The organism is Mesorhizobium sp. RCC_202 (genome assembly GCF_041355295.1).
GTDB lineage: Bacteria > Pseudomonadota > Alphaproteobacteria > Rhizobiales > Rhizobiaceae > Mesorhizobium.
The window spans coordinates 209,243-230,385 of record NZ_JBFUPO010000010.1 but is presented as its reverse complement, the minus strand read 5'-3'; the positions used below and the strand labels follow the sequence as shown (position 1 = coordinate 230,385).

24 protein-coding genes are annotated in these 21,143 nt (G+C 63.7%); 15 read left to right on the top strand and 9 right to left on the bottom strand.

Annotation, left to right across the window (positions count from 1 at the left end; genetic code table 11):
• Positions 1 to 157 precede the first annotated feature (157 nt).
• Complete coding sequence (locus AB6802_RS23185) at positions 158 to 1,195, bottom strand: zinc-binding dehydrogenase (RefSeq protein ID WP_371012508.1); 1,038 nt, start codon at positions 1,193 to 1,195, stop codon at positions 158 to 160.
• 5 nt (positions 1,196 to 1,200) lie between these two features.
• The gene (locus tag AB6802_RS23180) at positions 1,201 to 2,442 is read right to left on the bottom strand and encodes an acyl-CoA dehydrogenase family protein (protein WP_371012507.1); all 1,242 of its coding nucleotides are present in this window, start codon (positions 2,440 to 2,442) and stop codon (positions 1,201 to 1,203) included.
• A gap of 115 nt (positions 2,443 to 2,557) precedes the next feature.
• Here AB6802_RS23180 and AB6802_RS23175 point away from each other — a divergent pair, with 115 nt between their 5' ends.
• The 6 genes from AB6802_RS23175 to AB6802_RS23150 all read left to right on the top strand — a co-directional run bounded on the left by AB6802_RS23175 (position 2,558) and on the right by AB6802_RS23150 (position 7,132).
• The gene (locus AB6802_RS23175) at positions 2,558 to 3,373 is read left to right on the top strand and encodes an SDR family oxidoreductase (protein WP_371012506.1); all 816 of its coding nucleotides are present in this window, start codon (positions 2,558 to 2,560) and stop codon (positions 3,371 to 3,373) included.
• Positions 3,374 to 3,445: 72 nt separating this feature from the next.
• Positions 3,446 to 3,931 (top strand): MaoC family dehydratase, encoded by a 486-nt coding sequence (locus AB6802_RS23170; RefSeq protein WP_371012559.1) that lies wholly within the window; start codon positions 3,446 to 3,448, stop codon positions 3,929 to 3,931.
• On the top strand, positions 3,928 to 4,983 hold the full coding sequence (locus AB6802_RS23165) for a phosphotransferase family protein (protein WP_371012505.1): 1,056 nt from the start codon (positions 3,928 to 3,930) through the stop codon (positions 4,981 to 4,983). The genes AB6802_RS23170 and AB6802_RS23165 overlap by 4 nt, the downstream gene beginning before the upstream one ends.
• 116 nt (positions 4,984 to 5,099) lie before the next feature.
• Complete coding sequence (locus AB6802_RS23160) at positions 5,100 to 5,876, top strand: SDR family NAD(P)-dependent oxidoreductase (RefSeq protein WP_371012504.1); 777 nt, start codon at positions 5,100 to 5,102, stop codon at positions 5,874 to 5,876.
• Between the two features lie 165 nt (positions 5,877 to 6,041).
• A complete protein-coding gene (locus AB6802_RS23155) occupies positions 6,042 to 6,686 on the top strand; it encodes a TetR/AcrR family transcriptional regulator (RefSeq protein WP_371012503.1) in 645 nt (214 codons plus the stop codon).
• A 215-nt stretch (positions 6,687 to 6,901) separates the two neighbouring features.
• Positions 6,902 to 7,132 (top strand): DUF680 domain-containing protein, encoded by a 231-nt coding sequence (locus AB6802_RS23150; RefSeq protein ID WP_371012502.1) that lies wholly within the window; start codon positions 6,902 to 6,904, stop codon positions 7,130 to 7,132.
• Between the two features lie 86 nt (positions 7,133 to 7,218).
• On the opposite strand, the gene AB6802_RS23145 is transcribed toward AB6802_RS23150, so the two are convergent.
• The 6 genes from AB6802_RS23145 to AB6802_RS23120 form a co-directional block, all read right to left on the bottom strand.
• Complete coding sequence (locus AB6802_RS23145) at positions 7,219 to 7,443, bottom strand: hypothetical protein (RefSeq protein WP_371012501.1); 225 nt, start codon at positions 7,441 to 7,443, stop codon at positions 7,219 to 7,221.
• Between the two features lie 85 nt (positions 7,444 to 7,528).
• A complete protein-coding gene (locus tag AB6802_RS23140; protein ID WP_371012500.1) occupies positions 7,529 to 8,113 on the bottom strand; it encodes a sarcosine oxidase subunit gamma in 585 nt (194 codons plus the stop codon).
• Positions 8,106 to 11,099 carry a sarcosine oxidase subunit alpha gene (locus tag AB6802_RS23135; protein ID WP_371012499.1) on the bottom strand — a complete coding sequence of 998 codons (2,994 nt, stop codon included), beginning with the start codon at positions 11,097 to 11,099 and terminating at the stop codon, positions 8,106 to 8,108. Before AB6802_RS23135 ends, AB6802_RS23140 begins: the two co-directional genes overlap by 8 nt.
• Positions 11,096 to 11,392: a sarcosine oxidase subunit delta gene (locus AB6802_RS23130; RefSeq protein ID WP_371012498.1), complete on the bottom strand. Its 297-nt coding sequence runs from the start codon at positions 11,390 to 11,392 to the stop codon at positions 11,096 to 11,098. The genes AB6802_RS23135 and AB6802_RS23130 overlap by 4 nt, the downstream gene beginning before the upstream one ends.
• Positions 11,393 to 11,402: 10 nt before the next feature.
• A complete protein-coding gene (locus AB6802_RS23125) occupies positions 11,403 to 11,825 on the bottom strand; it encodes a hypothetical protein (protein WP_371012497.1) in 423 nt (140 codons plus the stop codon).
• Positions 11,825 to 13,078 (bottom strand): sarcosine oxidase subunit beta, encoded by a 1,254-nt coding sequence (locus tag AB6802_RS23120; protein ID WP_371012496.1) that lies wholly within the window; start codon positions 13,076 to 13,078, stop codon positions 11,825 to 11,827. Before AB6802_RS23120 ends, AB6802_RS23125 begins: the two co-directional genes overlap by 1 nt.
• A gap of 206 nt (positions 13,079 to 13,284) precedes the next feature.
• Between AB6802_RS23120 and AB6802_RS23115 the strand changes: the two genes are divergently transcribed.
• The 9 genes from AB6802_RS23115 to AB6802_RS23075 all read left to right on the top strand — a co-directional run bounded on the left by AB6802_RS23115 (position 13,285) and on the right by AB6802_RS23075 (position 20,194).
• Positions 13,285 to 13,653 carry a YrdB family protein gene (locus tag AB6802_RS23115; protein ID WP_371012495.1) on the top strand — a complete coding sequence of 123 codons (369 nt, stop codon included), beginning with the start codon at positions 13,285 to 13,287 and terminating at the stop codon, positions 13,651 to 13,653.
• A gap of 206 nt (positions 13,654 to 13,859) precedes the next feature.
• Positions 13,860 to 14,618 carry an SDR family oxidoreductase gene (locus tag AB6802_RS23110; protein WP_371012494.1) on the top strand — a complete coding sequence of 253 codons (759 nt, stop codon included), beginning with the start codon at positions 13,860 to 13,862 and terminating at the stop codon, positions 14,616 to 14,618.
• A 129-nt stretch (positions 14,619 to 14,747) separates the two neighbouring features.
• Positions 14,748 to 15,134, top strand: a complete 387-nt coding sequence (locus AB6802_RS23105) for an SET domain-containing protein (RefSeq protein ID WP_371012493.1) — start codon at positions 14,748 to 14,750, stop codon at positions 15,132 to 15,134.
• Between the two features lie 180 nt (positions 15,135 to 15,314).
• A complete protein-coding gene (gene rpsU / locus AB6802_RS23100) occupies positions 15,315 to 15,584 on the top strand; it encodes a 30S ribosomal protein S21 (RefSeq protein ID WP_371012492.1) in 270 nt (89 codons plus the stop codon).
• 133 nt (positions 15,585 to 15,717) lie between these two features.
• Entirely contained in the window at positions 15,718 to 16,569 is an 852-nt protein-coding gene (locus AB6802_RS23095) for a tetratricopeptide repeat protein (protein WP_371012491.1), read from the top strand.
• Between the two features lie 143 nt (positions 16,570 to 16,712).
• Entirely contained in the window at positions 16,713 to 17,291 is a 579-nt protein-coding gene (locus AB6802_RS23090; protein WP_371012490.1) for a DUF4274 domain-containing protein, read from the top strand.
• A 159-nt stretch (positions 17,292 to 17,450) separates the two neighbouring features.
• Complete coding sequence (locus AB6802_RS23085; protein WP_371012489.1) at positions 17,451 to 17,924, top strand: DUF992 domain-containing protein; 474 nt, start codon at positions 17,451 to 17,453, stop codon at positions 17,922 to 17,924.
• Positions 17,925 to 18,016: 92 nt separating this feature from the next.
• Positions 18,017 to 18,499, top strand: a complete 483-nt coding sequence (locus AB6802_RS23080; protein ID WP_371012488.1) for a DUF992 domain-containing protein — start codon at positions 18,017 to 18,019, stop codon at positions 18,497 to 18,499.
• A gap of 255 nt (positions 18,500 to 18,754) precedes the next feature.
• The gene (locus AB6802_RS23075) at positions 18,755 to 20,194 is read left to right on the top strand and encodes an MFS transporter (protein WP_371012487.1); all 1,440 of its coding nucleotides are present in this window, start codon (positions 18,755 to 18,757) and stop codon (positions 20,192 to 20,194) included.
• 21 nt (positions 20,195 to 20,215) lie between these two features.
• Here AB6802_RS23075 and AB6802_RS23070 read toward each other — a convergent pair whose 3' ends face one another.
• Positions 20,216 to 21,064, bottom strand: a complete 849-nt coding sequence (locus AB6802_RS23070; RefSeq protein ID WP_371012486.1) for a LysR family transcriptional regulator — start codon at positions 21,062 to 21,064, stop codon at positions 20,216 to 20,218.
• Positions 21,065 to 21,143 lie beyond the last annotated feature (79 nt).

Sequence of the window (21,143 nt, the reverse complement as noted above, 5' to 3'; positions counted from 1 at the left end):
TCGGCTCGTGGCACCCGGAAAATGTGCAAGCGCCTGGCGGCAGACCCCGGAATTCCGGCTTTTTCGAGGGTTTGTGACGCCTATCACAGCTCTGTGTTCGATATTTTGGACTCGCGTGTCATGCCGCGAAGCCCGGCGATCAAGGCGGAAATCTGATCTATGGCCTGATGAACACCTTGCCGTTCGGCTTGGCCAGTTCGGCGGGCAGCCGCGCCATCGCCTCCTCGAATGGCACCACCGCGGTGACATCGGTCGACCAGCGTCCGTCGGAAAAGCGTTTCTGCGCCTCCAGCACGGCCGCGCCCAGCCTGTCGCGGAACTGCCGCATCCATTCGACGAGCCAGAAGCCCTCGATATGCTTGTGCTGGAAGATCAACTGGCCAGGCTCGCGAATCACCGTCGGCTCGGCATCGAGCCGGCCATAGATGATCCAGCGGGAGCGCTTCGGCATGGCGTTGAAAATGGCTGATGCCAGCGGGCCGGTGACCGCGTCGAGGAAGATGCGCGGCTGCTCGGCCTTGATCACTTCGCGCAGCGAGGCTTCGAAATCGGCCGCCTTTTCGTTGAGCACATGGGCGGCGCCGTGTTGTTTGAGCAGTTCTATCTGCTCGTCGCGGCGCACGGTGACGATCGGCCGGAAGCCTGCTTCCTTGGCCAACCCGATGATCAGCTTGCAGAGCTGGCTGGCGCCGGCCGTCATGATGAAGGCCTTCTCGCCTGTCTCCCTGACGATGTCGAACATGGCCAAAGCGGTCAGCGGATTGACGATCATCGCGGCAGCGTCCTCGTCGCGCACCGTATCGAGCAGCGGAATGCAGGATATGGCCTCGGCGACGGCGTAGTCGGCCCAGGCACCCCAGTTCGAGACGCCAGTGGCGAAGGCGACGCGTTTGCCGTCCAGGCTTTTTGCATAGGCGTCGTCACCGGTGGCGACGACAATGCCGACGCCTTCGAAGCCGGCCGGCCGGCCCTGCACACGCGGCTGGCCATATTGGCCCTTGATGAAGGCAATATCGGAGGGATTGATCGAGGCGAGGCTGACCTTGATCAGCGCCTGTGTCGGCCCCGGCGTCGGCACGGCGATGCTGCCCGGTTGAAGATAGGGCTCCATCGCCTCGAGCGCGGCGGCCGAGGGCGTCCTGGTGTAGCCGTCGCCGACAAGCAGCAGACCCTTCATTTCCGACGGAAGCGCCATGATGATCAGACCTTTTCCTGCGTGTATTTTTTCAGTTCCGTGCGCGCCACCTGGCGCCGGTGCACCGCGTCCGGTCCGTCGGCAAGCCGCAGGGTCCTCAGATGCGTCCATGAGCGGGCGAGTGGTGTATCCTGGCTGATGCCTTGCGCGCCGAACATCTGCACAGCCTCGTCGGTGACTTTCAGCGCCACCCGCGGCGCGATCACCTTGATCTGGCTGATCCAGGGGGCGGCGGCGCGCGCGTCGCCCTGATCGATCATCCACGCCGCCTTGAGGCAGAGCAACCGCGCCATCTCGATCTCCATGCGGCATTCAGCGATGATGTCGAAATTGGCGCCGAGCTTGGCCAGAGGCTGGCCGAAGGCCTCGCGCCGCACCGAGCGCTGGCACAGCATTTCCAACGCCATCTCGGCCTGGCCGATGGCGCGCATGCAATGATGGATGCGGCCAGGGCCCAGCCGCCCTTGCGCGATTTCGAAGCCCCTGCCCTCGCCAAGGATCAGATTGGCCGCCGGCACCCGCACATTCTCGAACCTCAGATGCATGTGGCCGTGCGGCGCATCGTCCTCGCCATAGACCTGCATGGCGCGGATTTTGGTGACGCCTTTGCTGTCCGCCGGCACCAGCACCATGGAATGCCGGCGATGCTGCGGCTCCTCGTCCGAACCCGTGCGGACCATGACGATATAGATGGCGCAGCGCGGGTCGCCGGCGCCGGACGCCCACCATTTTTCGCCGTTGAGCACATAGTCGTCGCCGCGCCGCTCGCAGCGCATCGCAATGTTGGTCGCGTCCGAGGACGCCACATCCGGCTCGGTCATCAGATAGGCCGAGCGGATCCGGCCTTCGAGCAACGGCTCCAGCCACTGCCGCTTGTGGTCCTCGGAACCATACCGCTCCAGCACCTCCATATTGCCGGTGTCGGGCGCCGAGCAATTGAAGGTCTCGGCGCCGAGATGCGCCTTGCCCATTTCTTCCGCGAGGTAAGCGTATTCGACGGTGGACAGACCATAGCCGCGCGTCGAATCGGTCAGCCAGAAATTCCACAGCCTGCGCTCGCGTGCGGTCTTCTTCAAACCTTCCAGAATTTCCGTCTGCCTGGCGGTGTAGGCCCAGCGGTCGCCGCCTTTGCCGACCTCGGCCAGAAATTCCTCGCCGAGCGGCGCAATCTCGTCGCGCACCATCGCGGCCACGCGCTGATGGATCGGCCTCAGCCGCTCGGTGATGCCGAGATTCATGTCCGCCATCGCATCGGCCCTTTCGCAGATAGATCTTTACCCGTGGCAAGGATGACCGTACTTCGGCTAGCCTTGTCAACGCGAGTCCCCTCGCCGGTTCGGCCGAGGCATGCGGAGGATTGTTATGAGTTACCTGGACAAGCTGTTCTCGGTCACCGGCAAGACCGCGTTGGTGACGGGTGCTGCGACCGGCATCGGCCGCATGGTGGCGACCGGCCTGGTACGCGCCGGCGCCAGCGTGATGATCGCCTCGCGCAAGGGCGAGGACTGCGTCAAGGTCGCCAACGACCTGAACGCGCTCGGCGGCTCCGGCCATGCCGAAGGCTTTGCCGGCGACGTTTCCAGCGAAGCGGGCATTGCGGCCCTTGTCGCAGAGGTAAAAGCGCGCACCGAGCGGCTGCATATCCTGGTCAACAATGCCGGTATCTCCTGGGGCGCGCCGCTGCAGGAATTCCCTTATAGCGCCTGGGCCAAGGTGTTCGGCGTCAACGTCACCGCCGTCTTCCACCTGACCAGGGAACTGCTGCCGCTGCTCGACGCGGCGGCGAGCGACGAGGATCCGGCCCGGGTGATCAATCTGGGTTCGGTGATGGGCACTCAGCCGCTTGCCGACGACGCCTATTCCTACACCGCCTCGAAGGCCGCGGTTCACCATTTGACGCGCACGCTGGCGCTTGAGTTCGCCGACCGCCGGATCACGGTCAACGCCTTTGCGCCTGGCCCTTTCCAGAGCCGCATGACGGCCTTTGCGACCGCCACCAAGGCGCAGGCGAAACATGTCGGCAACCACGTTCCGCTCGGCCGCATCGGCGTAGCGGATGACATTGCCGGCGCAACGCTTTATTTGTGCAGCCGTGCCGGCAGTTATGTCACCGGCGCCATCCTGCCGATCGACGGCGGCCAGTCGGTTCAGCATGGGATGACATTGTTCAAGGAATAAGACGCCCGGCTCAAGAAATCCGGGCGGTGTTGAAGGTGCCCGGGAATTGTTACCCGGGCGGGGTGGGAGGACATCAGCGTGGAACCGATCAGTCTGGATCTGCTTCTGGCAAGCGTCGGCAAGGAAGTCGGGGTCTCGCCATGGCGAACGGTGACGCAGCGCATGATCGACCAGTTCGCCGATGCCACCGACGACCACCAGTTCATCCATTGCGATCCCGAGCGCGCCGCGCGCGAGACGCCGTTCGGCGGCACCATCGCGCACGGTTTCCTGTCGCTGTCGCTGTTGTCGGCGATGACCTTCGAGACCATGCCGCCGATCGAAAACACCAAGATGGGCGTCAACCACGGTTTCGACACGCTGCGCTTCCTGTCGCCGGTCAAGACCGGCTCGCGCATCCGCACGCACTTCGTGCTGGCCGACGTCAAGGTGAGGCCCTCCGGCTGGGTGCAGACCGCGCATGACGTGACCATCGAGATCGAGGGATCGAAAAAGCCGGCGCTGACGGCGCGTTGGCTGACCCTGACGCTGATCGAGCGGCAGCCAGAGACCGCATGAGCGGCGCTGCCAATGCTCTCGACAAGTCGGCGCTTGCGCTCGATCAGGGCGCGCTCACGCCCTATCTCGAGATGCATGTCCCGGGTTTCGCCGGGCTTTCCGCGATCGAGAAATTCAAATCCGGACAATCCAACCCGACCTATCTGTTGACCGCCGCCAGCGGCCGCTATGTGCTGCGCGCCAAGCCGCCCGGACAGCTCTTGAAATCCGCGCATCAGGTCGATCGCGAATTCCGGGTGATGCGGGCGCTTGCCGGCACCGCGGTGCCGGTGCCGCGCATGCTGCATCTTTCGGCCGAGGACTCGCCGATAGGCCGCAGGTTCTACGTCATGGAGTACCTGGACGGGCGCATCTTCTGGGACCCGTCGCTGCCGGACGCATCGGGCAATGACGAGCGTGCAGCAATCTACGACACCATGAACGCGACGCTGGCCGCGTTGCACGATGTCGATATCGAGGCCGTCGGACTTGGCGATTTCGGCAAGCCCGGCAGCTATTTCGAGCGCCAGTTCGCCCGCTGGACCAGCCAATACCGGGCCTCCGAAACGGACAGCATCGCCGACATGGATCGGCTGATCGGCTGGCTGGAAACCCATATGCCGGCCGATGATGGCCGCGTCTCGCTGGTGCATGGCGACTACCGGCTGGACAACATGATGTTCGCCAAGGACGCACCCAGGGTCATTGCGGTCCTCGACTGGGAACTGTCGACGCTCGGCCACCCTTTCGCCGATCTGGCCTATCAATGCATGCAGTGGCGCCTGCCGCATGCTTCCGGCTTTCGCGGCCTTGGCGGCGTCGACCGCGCGGCGCTCGGCCTGCCGTCCGAAGAGGACTATGTCTCAGCCTATTGCCGCCGGCGCGGCATCGCCGGCATCGGCAACTGGACCTTCTTCCTGGCCTTTTCCTTCTTCCGCCTGGCGGCGATCTGCCAGGGCGTCTACCGCCGCGCACTCGACGGTAACGCCTCAAACCCGGAAAAAGCCAAGACCTACGGCCAAGCGGTGAAACTGCTCGCCGCGCTCGCGGTAGAACTGATCGACAAGAGCTAGAGCAATTCCAGGAAAAGTGTGAGCGGTTTTCCGTCCGGAATTGCGTAAACAAAGAGATAGAGCGGTTCGCCGTTTCCGTGAAACGGTGAACCGCTCTGAAAGCGGAGAGCCGACCAATGGGCCGTTTCGACGGGATGACGGTACTCATCACCGGCGCGACCGGTGGCCTCGGCAGCGGCGCGGCCAAAGCTTTCGCCGCCGAGGGCGCGCGGCTGGTCCTCTCGGATCTCGACGAGCCGGCGCTTAAGGATTTTGCCGCGATGTTCGACACGGAGACAGCTACCCTTGCCGGCAACATCGCCGACGAGACATTGTCGGAGGACCTGGTCACGCTTGCCGTCGAAAAATTCGGCCGGCTCGATATCGCGGTCAACAACGCCGGCATCGTGCACAGCTTTGTGCGCCTGCCGCAGGTGACGCCGGACGAAGCGCGCCGCGTGATCGAGGTCGACCTGCTCGGCGTCTTTTACGCCATGAAGCACCAGATCCCGCAAATGGAACGGCAGTTCAAGGACTGCGGCAAGGGCGGCGTCATCGTCAACGTGGCCTCCGTTGCTGGTCTTTCCGGCGCGCCGAAGCTTTCCGTCTATGCCGCAGCCAAGCATGGCGTGGTCGGGCTGACGAAGTCGGCCGCGGCCGAGTATGCCAGCAAGGGCCTGCGCATCAACGCCGTTTGTCCGGCCCACACCAGGACCGCGATGGTCGACGGCTTCGTGCGCTCGACCGGCGCGCCGCAAGCCGACGCGCTTGCCGAATTGACGCGCGGCGTTCCGATGAAGCGGGTGGCCGAGGTCGAGGAAATCATCGCCGGCCTGCTGTTCCTCGCCGATCCGGCCAATTCCTTCATGACCGGCCATGCGCTGGCGCTCGACGGCGGTATCGGCGCCATCTGATACGCGTCGCGCTGGTGCGACAGCGGATCAGAGAACAAATCGTAAAGCACGGGTGGTTCGTCCTGGCGCGCTTTGCCTGACGGTGGGGAACCGGTCTGCGCCCTTGTCCGTTTCCGTACAGCGTATATAATTTCGTAAGGCAACCAACCAACAAGGCAGGCGACATTGGCGCTCAGCGTTCAGAAACGCCGCGAAAAACAGAAAGCCGAGCTTCGTTCCGAACTGGTCGTAGCGGCCCACAAGCTTGTTCAGGAAGAAGGCTATGAAGGCCTGACCATCCGCAAGCTTGCCAAGCGGGTCGGCTACGCGCCGATGTCGGTCTATTCCTATTTCGCCGACAAGCAGGACATCCTGTTCGCGCTCGCCGAGGATGCCTTCGAGACGCTGGCAAGGCGCATCGAGGAGCGTCCCGCCAACGATCCTGTCGAGGCGCTCAAGGCGGTGATGGCCGAGTATGCCGCCTTTGGGCTCGGCAATCCCAATGAGTATCGCACCGTCTTCATGACCGAAAAGACCAAGCTGCCGGAAGGTCGCAGCTATGAGGAGATGGAAGAAGGCAATCCGGCCATGAAGGTGCTGATCAAGCGCGTCGAAGCCTGTGTCGCCGCCGGCAAGCTCAAGGGCGATCCGCGCGCCATCGCCACCATGCTATGGACTGTCGGCCACGGCACGATCTCGCTGCTGATCACCTTTCCTTTCTATCCGTTTGGTGACCCGGAGGCCTATGTGAAGCGCATGTGCAACTTCATGGTGGCCTCACTGTCCACGCAGGACATCCCCCCGCTCACCGAAACACCGGTCGACTGCTGATAGCTTCGGCTTTGCGCGGCGATCGCTTGATCCGCGCCAGCGAACCCCAAGGCAATTCCAGGAAATGTGTCAACGGGTTTCCGTCCGGAATTGCGTCAACTGACCGCGTTCAAAAAATTTGTCGTACGCGTACAGTTTCCCCCTTGAATTTCGTTTCCGTTAACCGTATTTGTACATTGCATCGTACATGTACGAAAATTTATTGGAGACGGAAAATGAAGAAAACCATTCTCACCCTCGCCGCCGTGCTGGCTTTCTCGGGCGCCGCTTTTGCCGGCTCGAACCAGCCGGTCAAGCATGCGCCGGCCGCCTGCGTTCAGGCCAACGTGACGCTCGATTGCACCGCGACCGGCTCGGTTGAAAAGGCCGACGCCGCCAAGAACCAGACGACCAAAGGCCCGCGCCTCGGCATCGACGTGAACCCCTGGTTCGTGCCCGGCCTGTAAGTTTCATCGCCGGACCTCAAACGAAAACGGGCGGCACTTGGCCGCCCTTTTCGTTTTACCTGTCGCGCTGAGCGATTTGCCAAGCGCTATTTCTTGGATGTTTTCTTGCCGGGCACGACCTTGGCCTTGCCAGGTTTGGCCGGCGCGCCGGGAATGGCAGTGCTGGTGATCGACACCGGGTCGCTGGCAGGAAAAGTATCCTCGAGGCCTTCCTCGAGTTCCTCTTCCTCGACCTCGTGATGCCTCTCATGCTCCAGCGAACGGACGGCCGCGGTCTTCTTAGGCGATTTCTCCGCCGATTTGGGTGGCATCGTCAGTCTCCCTCACAAGCCGAACAAACGAAGCGGGCTGGCGATGGTTCCTGCGGCTCGGTCCTTTCGAACCTGGCCGGGCATTTCAGTTCGCCGCGTCGCTTGCCGCTTCGGATAGCAAAGTAAAGACATAGTCCGAGAAGGAACGCCAGCACTCCACCCGGAACGTATCCTGCGCGGTACGCAGCAGCACGATCTCGGACTTGCCGAGGATGGTGCGTGAGGCAGCACCGACCGGAAACGCATCGAGCGACAGATCCTGCGGGCAGGCCGAACCGACCGTCACGGCCGCTGCCGGGCCGACGACGGAAATCCCGACATTGCGATGCGAGATACCAACGGCCGAATGCAGCGCCGCCACCTTGGCGCAGTCGGCCAGCGGGTCATTGCCGGCCTCGTCAATGATCATCCATTCGTCCGGGCCGAGCCACAGCACCGTGCGGCCGGCCTTCGTGGCCGAGGTCTTCGGCTTCGTCGGCAGCGTTACGCCCAGCGCCTTGGAGAGGGCCGCGAGCGAAGCCTGCGGCGCGCGCAGCGAAATGCGTTCCGCCGGCGGCAGCATCTCCACCTTGACGCCCGGTGCCGACAGCGTGCGGCCGGCCAGCGCTGGCCGACGCTCGACGGAGGGCGAAGCAGCCGTGGTTTTAGTCTTGGCAGCGGCTTTAGCCATTGAGGTGCTCCCCCTTCTCGTCGACGAACACCATGCCTGTGACCTCGACCTCGATCGTGCCGTTCGGCATCGGCACGTAAAGCGTCTCGCCCATGCGGTCGCGACCGCCGGCGACCAGCGCCAGCGCGATCGAACGCCCGCAATTCTCCGACCAGTAGCTGGAGCTGACGTGGCCGATCATCTTCATCGGGATCGGCTGCTTTGGATCGTCGACGATCTGCGCGCCTTCTTCCAGCACCACCTTCGGGTCCTTGGTTTTCAAGCCGACAAGCTGCTTGCGGCCCTTGGCGACCAGGTCCGAGCGGGCCAGGCCGCGAATGCCGACGAAATCGGTCTTCTTCTTGCCGACCGCCCAGTCGAGCCCGGCATCGTTCGGCGTCACCGTGCCGTCAGTATCCTGGCCGACGATGATGTAGCCCTTTTCGGCGCGCAGCACGTGCATCGACTCGGTGCCGTAAGCGGTCGCGCCATGCTTCTGGCCTTCGGCCCACAGCGCCTCCCACACCGCTTCGCCGTAGTCGGCGGGCACGTTGACTTCAAAACCGCGCTCGCCGGTGAAGGACATGCGGAACAGCCTGGTCGGCACGCCGCAGATCTTGCCCTCGCGCACCGACATATGCGGCAGCGCCTCGTCCGACATATCGATGCCTTCGACCAGCGGCGCGATGATGTCGCGCGACTTGGGGCCCTGCACGGCGATGACGGCCCATTGCTCGGTGATCGAGGTCAGCCAGACATTCAAGTGCGGGAACTCGGTCTGGAGGTAATCCTCCATATGGTTCATGACGCGCGGCGCGCCGCCCGTCGTTGTCGTGACATGGAAGCGGTCCGGCGCCAGCCTGCCGACGACGCCGTCATCATAGATGAAGCCGTCCTCGCGCAGCATGATGCCGTAGCGGCAACGGCCGGTCTCCAGCTTCTCCCACGGATTGGTGTAGAGCAGCTCCATGAACTTGGCCGCATCCGGGCCGACGACCTCGATCTTGCCAAGCGTCGAAGCGTCGAACAGGCCGCCAACTTTTCGCACCGTCACGCATTCGCGGTCGACGGCGGCATGCATGTCCTCGCCCGCCTTGGGGAAATACCAGGCGCGCTTCCAGTGGCCGACATCCTCGAACACAGCGCCTTGCGATGCCGCCCAGCCATGCGTCGCGGTGCGGCGGGTCGGGTCGAACAGCGCGCCGCGGGCGTGGCCGACGATCGAGCCGAAGGTCACCGGCGTGTAGGGCGCGCGGAACGTGGTGAGTCCAACCTGCGGTATCGGCTTGCCGAGCGTCTCGGCGGCGATCGCCAGGCCATGCATGTTCGACGTCTTGCCCTGGTCGGTGGCCATGCCGTTGGTGGTGAAGCGCTTGACGTGCTCGATCGAGTGCATGCCTTCATGCACCGCCTGGCGGATGTCCTTGGCGGTGACGTCGTTCTGGAAATCGACGAAGGCCTTGACCGTCGTGTCCGGCCCGGCGCCGGGCGCGGCGCCCAGCATGCCGCGCGACCAGCTCTCGCCGGCGTCGACCTTCGGCTTGGCGCCCTTGCCGGCCTTGCCGCCGGAATCCTTTGCCGCCTTGGCGCCGGCCGCGTAAGCCTCGTCGACCGAGGCGGCCAGCCCGTCGGTGCCGTTGCAGGCGCCGACCGAGATGCAATCCTGCGCATAGGTGCCGGGCACGAAGCGCTTGGTTTCGTCGTTGAAGGCAACCTTGCCGCGCGACTGCGAGAACAGATGCACCGACGGCGTCCAGCCGGCCGACATCAGGATGGCGTCGACGGGTATCGTGCGTTCGCCGCCGCCATTCTTCGGCTGCACCGTCATCGAGGAAACGCGCAGCTTGCCGCCGGCGCGGATCACCGCACGGCCGAAATTAACCTCGATGCCAAGCGCCCTCGCCTCATCGATCACGGGGCCGGTCGGATTGTCGCGCAGGTCGACGATCGCAGCGACATTGACGCCAGCCTTCTTGAGATCGATCGCGGCGGCGTAGGCGGAATCATTGGCCGTGTAGACGCCGACATTCTTGCCGACGGCCACGCCATAGTGGTTGAGATAGGTACGCGCCGCCGATGCCAGCATGACGCCCGGACGATCGTTATTGGCGAACACCATATGGCGCTCGATGGCGCCGGTTGCGATCACGACTCTGCCAGCGCGGACCTGCCACAGGCGTTCACGTGCCAGCTCCCGGCCCGGGTTCTTGACATGGTCGCTGACCCGCTCGACCAGACCGACGAAATTCTGCGCGTAGTAGCCAAACGCCGTCGTGCGCGACAGCACGCGCACATTGTCCATGGCCTTCAGCCTGGCGACAGCGCTCTGAGCCCAGGCATAGCCGTTCTCGCCGTCGATCTTCGCGCCGCTTTCGAAGCGCAGGCTGCCGCCGAATTCGGCATGCTCGTCGGCAAGGATCACCCTGACACCGGTTTCAGCTGCGGCAAGGGCTGCGGCAATGCCGGCCGCACCGCCGCCCAGCACCAGCACTTCGCAATGCGCATAGCGCGCGGCATAGTGGTCCGGATCGGGCTTGTCGGGCGAAACGCCGAGGCCGGCCGCGGCGCGGATCTTCGGCTCGTAGAGGTTCTTCCAGGCCGACTTCGGCCACATGAAGGTCTTGTAGTAGAAGCCGGCCGAAAATAGCGGCGATGCAAGGTCGTTGACCGCGCCGACGTCGAAGGCAAGCGACGGCCAGCGGTTCTGCGAATTTGCGGTCAGCCCATCATAGAGCTCCTGCACGGTCGCCCGCACATTGGGCGTCTTGCGCGCATCGTCGCGCACGATCTGCACCAGCGCGTTGGGCTCCTCCGCGCCGGCCGACAGGAAGCCGCGCGGCCGATGGTATTTGAACGAGCGGCCGACCAGATGCACGCCATTGGCGAGCAGCGCCGAGGCCAGCGTGTCGCCTTCGATGCCGCTATAGGACTTGCCGTCGAAGCTGAACGACGCGGTCTTGGCCTGGCTGAGGCGCCCGGCGCCGGAAATGCGGAACGCGGCGTTCATTTCGAGGCTCCAGGCAGCTTCGCGGGCTTCGGCTCGCCGGCCTTGTAGGTCATGACGAACTTGTCGGTGACGGTGTCGCGCACCGCGTTGAAGAAGCGCGCGCAGCCATGGATGTGGCGCCAGCGCTCATAGATGACGCCCTTCGGGTTCGAGCGGATGAAGAAGAATTTCTCGAAATCGTCCTCGTTCTCGCCGGCAATGTTGGCCGACCGCGCGATATGCGCCTCGCCGGCATTGCGGAATTCGAGCTCCGGGCGCTCTTCCTCGCAATAGGGGCAGCGGATGAGAAGCATCTGGTTGATCCTACAATTCGCCATGGCCGACGCGAGCGCCGGCCGGTTGATCGCAAAGCCGCTGGCCGAGCGCCGCGTAGGGCGCGACAAGCCGCATGCGTTCCTCGACGCTCGCCGAGGATTTGAACAGAGCGCGGTTCGCCATGTTGCCGAGTGTCAGCTGCACCGGGTCGGTGGTGACGATGACGCCGCGCGGCTGGAAGGGCTTGCCCTCCGCCAGGTCTTTCGGCCTGTTCTCGAAGAACATCACCAGTTTTTGGCCGCCGCTCCAGACGCAGGTGAGCACGCCATCATCGATCGAGAACGGCCAGTCCGTCTCGTGGTCCTCGCGGCTGATTTCCTGGATGCGCACCTCGCGCGCGGAAGGGATGTGAAACATCCCCTGTTCGCCGGCGAGCACCAGCGGCATCGCGACAGCCAGCTCAGTCATCATCAATGCGCCACCGCCGCCGCGGCCGCTTCGTCGATGAGACGACCGGTGCGGAAGCGCTCGAGCGTGAACGGCGCGTTGATCGGATGCGGATCGTCCTTCGCGATGGTGTGCGCAAACACGTGACCCGAGCCGGGCGTTGCCTTGAAGCCGCCCGTGCCCCAGCCGCAATTGACATAGAGGCCTTGCACCGGCGTCTTGGCCAGGATCGGCGAACGGTCCGGCGTGACATCGACGATGCCGCCCCAGGAGCGCAGCATCTTCATGCGCGTGAAGATCGGGAACATCTCGCAGATGGCGTCGAGCGTGTGCTGCAGGATGTGCAGGCCACCTGTCTGCGAATAGGAGATATACTGGTCGGTGCCGGCGCCGATGACCAGTTCGCCCTTGTCGGACTGCGAGATATAGGCGTGCACGGTGTTCGACATCACCACGCAAGGCACCACGGGCTTGATCGGCTCGGACACCAGCGCCTGCAGCGGATAGCTTTCCAGCGGCATGCGCACGCCGGCCATATCCATGATCACCGAGGAATGGCCGGCGGCCACCACGCCGATCTTCTTGGCGCCGATGAAGCCGCGAGTCGTCTCGACGCCGCTGACCGCGCCATTGGCGGCGCGCTTGATGCCGGTGACTTCGCAATTCTGGATGATGTGGACGCCGCGTGCCGAAGCGCCGCGCGCATAACCCCAGGCGACCGCGTCGTGACGCGCCGTGCCGCCGCGCCGCTGCAGCGCCGCGCCCATCACCGGGTAGCGGGCATCTTTGGAAATGTTGAGCGGCGGGCAGAATGCCTTCGCCTGCTCCGGCGTCAGCCATTCATTGTCGATGCCATTGAGACGGTTGGCATGGACATGGCGCTTGGCCACCTGGACGTCATGCACATTGTGCGAAAGCATCATGACGCCGCGCGCCGAATACATGACGTTGTAGTTGAGCTCCTGGGAGAGCCCGTCCCACAATTTCAGCGCATGGTCGTAGATGCCCGCGCTTTCGTCATAGAGATAGTTGGAGCGGATGATGGTGGTGTTGCGGCCGGTGTTGCCGCCGCCGAGCCAGCCCTTCTCTAACACCGCGACATTGGTGATGCCGTGCACCGTGGCGAGATAATAGGCGGTAGCCAGGCCATGGCCGCCGGCGCCGACGATGACGACGTCGTATTCCTTCTTCGGCTCGGGCGAGGACCATTGCTCTTCCCAGCCCTTGTGGCCGCGCATGGCCTCGCGGGCAATCGCGAATACCGAATATTTCTTCACGTTCCAGCCTCGCCCAAATCTCGCGGAATCCGGCCGGGTCTCCTCCGGCGCGCGAGGTGTATCACTAGCGAAACCGCGCTGCCACCCTTGCGCTGTTTGCGACGACCCTTGCCGTTTTGCGCCGTGTCGGAAAGACCTTTCCGGGCTGGCAGCCATGGCCGCATTCAGCCACACTGGCGACCGCGAGACTGCGGAGGATGAATAATATGGGCAACGCGTGGTGGAATCTGACGTTGCGCTTCCTGCTGGAACTCGCGGCTTTGGTTGGCCTCGGTATCGCCGGCTGGAGCCTCTCCGGCGGATGGTCGCGCTGGGTCCTCGCACTCGCCTTGCCGGTCATTGCGGCTGCGCTGTGGGGGACCTTCGCCGTGCGTGACGACCCCAGCCGTTCAGGCCGCGCGCCTGTGCCTGTGCCGGGGACGGTGCGGCTGGTGCTTGAACTGGTCATCCTGTTCGGCGGCGCTTCCGGATTCTATGCCGCTGGTCACACAACAACAAGCATCGTCATCGCGCTGCTCATCGCCATCAGCTACGCGTTTTCACTGGACCGCCTCAGCTGGTTGCTGAAGCAATAGCGGCTGCCGCCTGCTTGTGAAGATTGTCGAGCGTGGAAAGGCGTGCGTCCCATCCCGCAAGACCTGAACGGATATTGCTAAGCCACTGCCTCGCGCGCGCCATCGACAGTCGCGGGAGCGCAGCTTTCGGGTGGCTGCACCCATGCCGATCTGCGACCAAGCATCCAACCGCCGGCAAGGCCGGCTCAAAGCAAGGATGCTCAAGGATGTTCTCTCTCGTCAACAAGGTCGCCATCGTCACCGGCGCCAGCTCGGGCATTGGCCGCGCCACCGCCAAGCTCTTCGCCGAGCGAGGTGCCAAGCTCATCGTCGCGGCGCGACGCCAGCCGGAGCTCGACGCGTTGGTCGATGAAATCGAGGCAGCTGGAGGCACAGCGGTAGCGCTTGCCGGTGATGTCCGGGACGAGGCCTACGCGAAGGCCCTGGTCGAACTAGCCGTCGAAAAGTTTGGCGGCCTCGACATCGCCTTCAACAATGCCGGCGCGGTCGGCGTGATGGGACCGGTTCCAAACATGGCTCCGGCGACCTGGCACGAGACGATGGATACGAACCTGACCAGCGCTTACCTCGCCGCCAAGCACCAGATCCCAGCAATGCTGGAGCGTGGCGGCGGATCGCTGATCTTCACCTCCAGCTTCGTCGGCTACACCGCCGGCATGCCGGGCATGGCGGCCTACGCCGCGGCCAAGGCCGGCCTGATCGGACTGACGCAGGTGCTGGCAGCCGAATACGGGCCGCAAGGACTGAGGGTCAACGCGCTGCTGCCCGGCGGCACCGACACGCCCGGCGCCACGACCACGACGCCCGAGGCCCGCGCCTTCGTCGAAGGCCTGCATGCCTTGAAACGCATGGCTCAGCCCGAGGAGATCGCCCGCTCGGCGCTTTTCCTTGCTTCGGATGCATCGAGTTTCACCACCGGCACGGCGCTGTTTGCCGATGGCGGCGTATCGATCAACCGGACGTGAAGCATTTCGCGGTCCGTGTCTGCGCCGGCGAGCGACAAAGCCCTCGAACCGGACTTGATTTTTCGGCGCGATTTGGCGATTCCGTTTCCCGTCAAAAACAGGCTTCTTGCCAAGACAGGTCCTGGAACCATGATGCTGATCCGAACCTATGTGGCCGCGAGCGCAATCGAAGGCGTCGGCATGTTCGCCGCCGAGCCCATCCGGAAAGGCGCCTCGATCTGGCGCCTCGATCCGGATTTCGACCGTCTGATCCCGATGGACAAATACGAGGCGGCGGCGCAGCCTCTGAAGGAATTGCTCGACCGCTACGCCTATCCGAGCCCCGACAAGCCCGGCTTCATAGTCTATGAGGTCGACAATGGCCGCTTCATGAACCATTCGGCAACGCCGAACACCGATTTTTCGCAATATGGCGGCGCCACCGCCACCCGCGACATCGCGGCCGGCGAGGAAATCACCTGCGACTATGGCGAGTTTTTCGAGGATTTTGCCCGCCTGCATCTGGCGACCGGATAGCCCTGGAAAACCGCAGGCTGTTGCGCCCGGGTTTTTGATCGCAATTTCCAGCAATCAGCGGTGGACAGCGCGGCATGATTCTGCTATCAGCCGCCCACAATTCGCGGTGCAACCCGCCGCGGAGGCATGGCGGCTATGGCTGTATGCCTATCGATATCAAACCCGAAGACAGGATTGCCCGTGCAGGTACTCGTCCGCGACAACAACGTTGATCAGGCGCTTCGCGCGCTGAAGAAGAAGATGCAGCGCGAAGGTATTTTCCGCGAAATGAAGATGCGCGGACACTACGAGAAGCCGTCCGAGAAGCGTGCTCGCGAAAAGGCCGAAGCCGTGCGCCGCGCCCGCAAGCTGGCCCGCAAGCGCGCTCAGCGCGAAGGCCTGCTGCCGATGACCCCGCGTCCGGCTCCGGCTGGTGCTGCCGGCGGCGCATCGCGCCCGCCGCGCTCATAACGCCTATTTTTCGTCCTTTTCGAAGGATACTGAGGGTGGCGCGATGCGGAATCGCCGCCACCTTTTTGTTTATGCATAAGAGGCCGGTTCGGAGAGGGAACGGACTGACGGCGCTGCGGCAGTGAGGACAAAGATGAACGCATTTTCCGTGGAGCGCAGAACCGCTTTTCGCGGCTTCGCCCTGACGGCAGCCCTGTTGTCAGGCCTGGCGCTTGCAGCATGCCAGACGAACCCAAGCGGCGAGTTCAACTCGATCGACAAGGCGCAAGGCTCGAGCGAGAACATCTCCTCGCTGTCGGCGGTCATCCAGCGCAGTCCCCAGGATCCCGAGGGCTACAATGTGCGCGGCTCGGCCTATGGCCGAGGCGGCCAGTACCAGGCGGCGCTCAAGGATTTCAACCAGGCCATCCAGCTCAACCCGAATTTCTACCAGGCCTATTCGAACCGGGCGCTCATCCAGCGCTTCCTCGGCAATCAGGAAGCAGCGCTGGCCGACTACAACCGTTCGATCCAGATCAACGGCAATTACGACGCCGCCTATATCGGCCGCGGCAATCTCTACCGCAAGGCCGGCCGCACCCAGGATGCCTTCAACGACTTCCAGAAGGCCATCCAACTCGACACCACGGATGCGCGCGCCTACCACAATCGCGGCCTGATCTATCAGAGCCAGGGCCAGCACAAATTCGCCATCGAGGACTTCTCGACGGCCATCTCGCTGGCGCCGGATGCCGCCGAGCCCTATAACGGCCGCGGTCTTTCCTATCTGGCGACGGGCGACGAGGACAACGCCTTCGCCGACTTCAACATGGCCATCAAGCTCGACGGCAAGAGCGCCGAGGCCTGGGCCAACCAGGCGCTGATCTACGAAAAGCGCGGCGACAAGGTCAGGGCGGCCAAATCCTACCGCGAAGCCGTCCACCTCGACCCGAACTACCAGCCGGCCAAGGACGGCCTGTCGCGGACCGGCGGCAACGCCAGCTGATTGTCGACCGGTGCTTCACGGCGCCGGTCTGGATATCGTTCCATTTGCCGCGGCTGACGCAGGCAAAAAGCAACCATTGCGTGTCAACGTAGCGAGTGTGCCGGCAGGTGCCCGGTCATCCGCAACACCGGATCGACTCAGCGATGGATGAGAACGAAAACAGCGTCCGAGAGCAGATCGCCTGGCTGAAAAACGCCTCACCCGACGATTGGCATCGGGCGGTACTCGACTTCAACTGGGATTGGGACATCGACCCGCTGTTCTGGATCGCGCGCCAGCCCGAATGCGACAAGGCCACCGCGTTGACCATGTTCTGGAAGGGACAGCCGGCCTATCATCTCATCCTCGCCGCGGAGAACGGCGGCGTGGACGCCAGCCGGGATCCGACCTGGGCCATGCTCAAGTTCATCGCGCAGCGCATCAACGCCAAAGCCTATACCCGTTCGAAAATCGCCTACGAGGCTGATGACCTCACGCAAGACGATTTCGAAGAGCTGGCCGAGAAGGCAAGTGAACTGGCCAATCCGCCGCTGAAGCCGCATCCGGATATGAAGCGCTCCCTTCGCGGTCGGCGGATTGTCAACGATGTCGGCTTCTACCGTCGCTATCCCAAGGAATTCCACGGCTCCGTGCTGATCGAGCTGCCGGATCGAGGGCCCCCGGAAGATCAAGGCCCGTTCGACAAGATCCGCTCGGCGCTCGCGCGTCTATGGCGTCATTGATCGCTCGCATCCAGTACCGTTGCGCAATTGTCACTGCGCGTTAACCGAAGATGACAATGCGTTAACCTTTGCCATGTTCGTGCCAAGTTTTCGGCGGAACGCTCCCCCCACCTCGACCGTTAAAAGCGGGGCCAAAATTTTCGCGAAAGGACCTTTCCAATGATCAAATCCCTTGCCTGTGCCGCCGCGCTTGCCGCCACGGTCCTCGCTTCGCCAGTCAGCGCCGGCACGCTTCGGCTTGGCACGCTCGATTGCACCATCGATGGCGGCGTTGGTTACATCATCACGTCCAACAAGGGTGTCGCCTGCACCTTCCGTCCCTATCATCATGGACCGTCGGAACAGTACACCGGCATGATCTCCAAGCTCGGTGTCGATGTTGGCCAGACGCATCAGGGTCAGCTTGTCTGGGCAGTGCTCGCGGCAACGCGCCATCACGAAGCAGGTGACCTCGCCGGCAGCTATTATGGCGTCAACGCCGAAGCGAGCGTGGTGACCGGCGGCGGCGCCAACCTTCTAGTCGGCGGCCTCGACGGCGCCTTCATGCTGGAGCCGCTCAGCGTCCAGGCGCAGACCGGCGTCAATCTGGCCGTTGCGGTCGCCTCGCTGGACCTCGTCCACTCGTACAAATAAACTTGGCTTTCGCCGAAGCAGTCCGCCCTATACGAGCGGCCCGGAACGGGACAATGTAGTCCTTCCGGGCCGTGCGCTTTTTGGGGGACGTGATGTCGAAGGTCATCGTCGCAACTTTCGTTGCCATAGCAGCCCTGACAGGACCGGCGATCGCCGAGCATGGCGGCGTCGAACTCGGTGTCCTCGATTGCGCCATTGGCGGCGGCACCGGCTTCATCCTCGGCTCGAGCAAGGATCTGAGCTGCACCTTCACGCCCGCCGACAAGAGCTTCGCGCCGGAAGCCTATTTCGGCGCCGTCAACAAATACGGCCTCGATATCGGCACCACCAGCCAGAGCGTGATGCGCTGGCTGGTGCTGACGCCGCTTAGCAACATCTATGCTCCTGGAGCGCTGGCCGGCGATTATGTCGGCGCCAGCGCCGAAGTGACGGCCGCCGTCGGAGCCGGCGCCAACCTCCTGGTCGGCGGTTCCGCGCAGGCCTTCACGCTGCAGCCGCTCAGCCTCCAGACGCAAACCGGCATCAACATCGCCATCGGCGTCAGCCAGTTCCAGCTGCGCAGCACGGCGAACTGATTGCACTATGAGGCACTCCCTTCGTCATCCTCGGGTCTTCGCGACGCCGCTTCGCGGCTGCTCCGCCCGTGGATGACGAAGCTGAGAGGTTTTCAGCCAATCTCGAACGTCTCGATAAAAAGTCTCTTGAACCAAACCATGGTTGAGGTTTTAGAAGCCTGCCCTGAGTGAAACAGCGCGCATGGCACCGCCGGAAATTCCCACTGGCTTCTGGTGACATCCGCCGACATCGAGATATGCAGGGCAGGGTCAAGAATGACTGAATCATCAGGAAGCAAAGTCGACTGGCGGGCGCTGTGGGGAAGCGGCGACCTGGCACGCTTCTGCTTCATCAATCTGGGCATCCTGCTCTACGCCACCAACGAGACCATGGTCGCAACGGTGATGCCGGCCATGGTCGGCGAATTGCACGGCGTGCAGCTCGTCGGCTGGTCATTGACCATCTACGAGCTTGGCGCCATCACCGCCGGCGCCGCGACAGGACGGCTAGTCAGCTATATTTCCCTTCGCAACAACATGGCGATCGCGGCTTTGATCTATGCGGCCGGCGCAATGATCGGCGCGCTTTCCTTTTCGATGCCCCAGTTCCTCGCCGGACGATTGATCGAAGGCCTTGGCGGCGGCGCGCTCGTGTCGCTTGCCTTCGTCTCGGTCGAGCGGCTTTTTGCGCGCAACATCTGGCCGCAGCTCTTCGGCGTGATATCGGCGATCTGGGGCGTCGCCGCCTTCAGCGGCCCGCTGATCGGCGCCATCATGGTCGACCTTCTGTCCTGGCGCTGGGCCGTCGGCATCTTCACGCTGGGCGGCATCGCCATCGCGCTTGCCAGCTTGACCGTTCTCAACACCGCCGCTGCATCGCGTCCGCAGGCGTCGAGCGGCGCGGCGCCGCCCTTCCCCTATGGCGCGCTCGGCTGTCTCGCGATCAGCGTACTGCTAATCGCCACCGCCGGCGTCGACATCGCACTGCTTCGCTCATCGCTGCTGCTTTGCCTCGGCCTTGCCGGCCTGGTGCTGTTCATCCGGGTCGACGCGCTCAAGCCGAGATCGCGGCTCTTCCCCTCGAACCTGTTCTCCTGGCGCTCGCCCATCGGCAACGGCATGACGATGATCGCCGCCTTTTCGGTGGCGACCTGCTCCTTCGGCATCTACGGGCCGCTGCTGCTCACCACGCTGCATGACATCCCGCTGCTCACCACCGGCTACATCATCGCCGCCGAATCGATCTCGTGGTCGATCCTGTCGATCCTCGTCGCCAACGCGCCGCCGGAGCGCGAGCGGTCGATTGTCGTCATCGGTGCGCTGATGATTGCCTGCGGGATCGCCGGCTTTGCCTATACGATCCCCAACGGATCGATCCCACTGATCCTGGTCTGCGCCCTTCTGCAAGGCGGCGGCTTCGGCGTGGCATGGCCCTTCCTCACCCGCATCATCGTCGCCTCTGCAGCGCCCGACGAACAGACCATCGCGTCGGCCGCCGTGCCGACCATGCAGCGTATCGGCTATGCTGTCGGTGCGGCTATTGCCGGCATCATCGCCAATGCCAGCGGCTTCTCCGAGGGACTGAGCCGCGAGGCGGCCGCGACCGTCGCTGGCTGGCTGTTCCTCGCCTTCCTGCCGCTCGGCCTAGTCGGGTGTCTGGCGGCGCTGAAGATATTCTCGGCGGCAAACCGGCCAAGCCTGGCGGCCGGAGCATAGGCCGAACGCCTATGCCGCCCGTCAAAGCGACGGAAGAACACTGCGGATATGATCCGCAAAGGTCGCGACCGCCGGCGATCGATCCGTGTCGGCGAAGGCGATCAGAATGCCAAGGCCGGGCAAGGGTGGAAGCGGAGCGCCCAGAATATGGAGGTCGGACGGCACCGCCTCCTCGGCCATCACGCTGATCGCCAGACCCGACCGCGCAACCGCAATCAGCCCGGCAAGGCTGTTGCTGGCATAGGCGATCTTGTAGCGCAGCCCGGCGCGCGCCATGGCCGCGCAAGCGCCCTTGTGGTCGACGGCGTTCGACGCGGATAGGGCCAGTGGCACAGTGTCGCCGAAATCGTAGAGTTCCAGGGCTGGCCTGCTGCCCACCCAGACCAGAGATTCCCGGCGCACGACATCAGTCGCCCCGACCGGATCAGGCGTGGAAACGAGCGCAAGATCGATCTGGCGCGCATGCAGCAGCGTGCGCAATTCGACCGTCGGCGCCGAAACCACCTTGATCTCGACATCGCGATACTTGGTGCCGAAACTCTTCAGGAGCGCGGGAAAGAACGCGCTGAGGTAATCTTCGGGACTGCCGAAGATGATCGAGCCATGCAGGCCTTTGTCGGAAAGTGCGGAGATCGCCTCGTCGTGGACTTTGAGGATGCGCTCGGCATAGGTAAGGAAGCGTTCGCCACTGCCAGTCAGCCGCACGCCGCTGCCGCTGCGGTGAAACAAGCTCTGTCCGAGTGCTTCCTCCAGCCGCTGGATCTGCATCGTCACCGCCGATTGCGTGCGCCCGACCTGCACGGCGACCGCGCTCAGCGTGCCGGAGTGGGCCGCGCGCACGAAGGTCGACAGCAGCTTGAGATCAAGCATATCAAATCCATTGATATCGGAATCCGACTACTATCAATTTTACTGCTGCCGCGCCAACCGGTATCTATTCCGCTGGAGC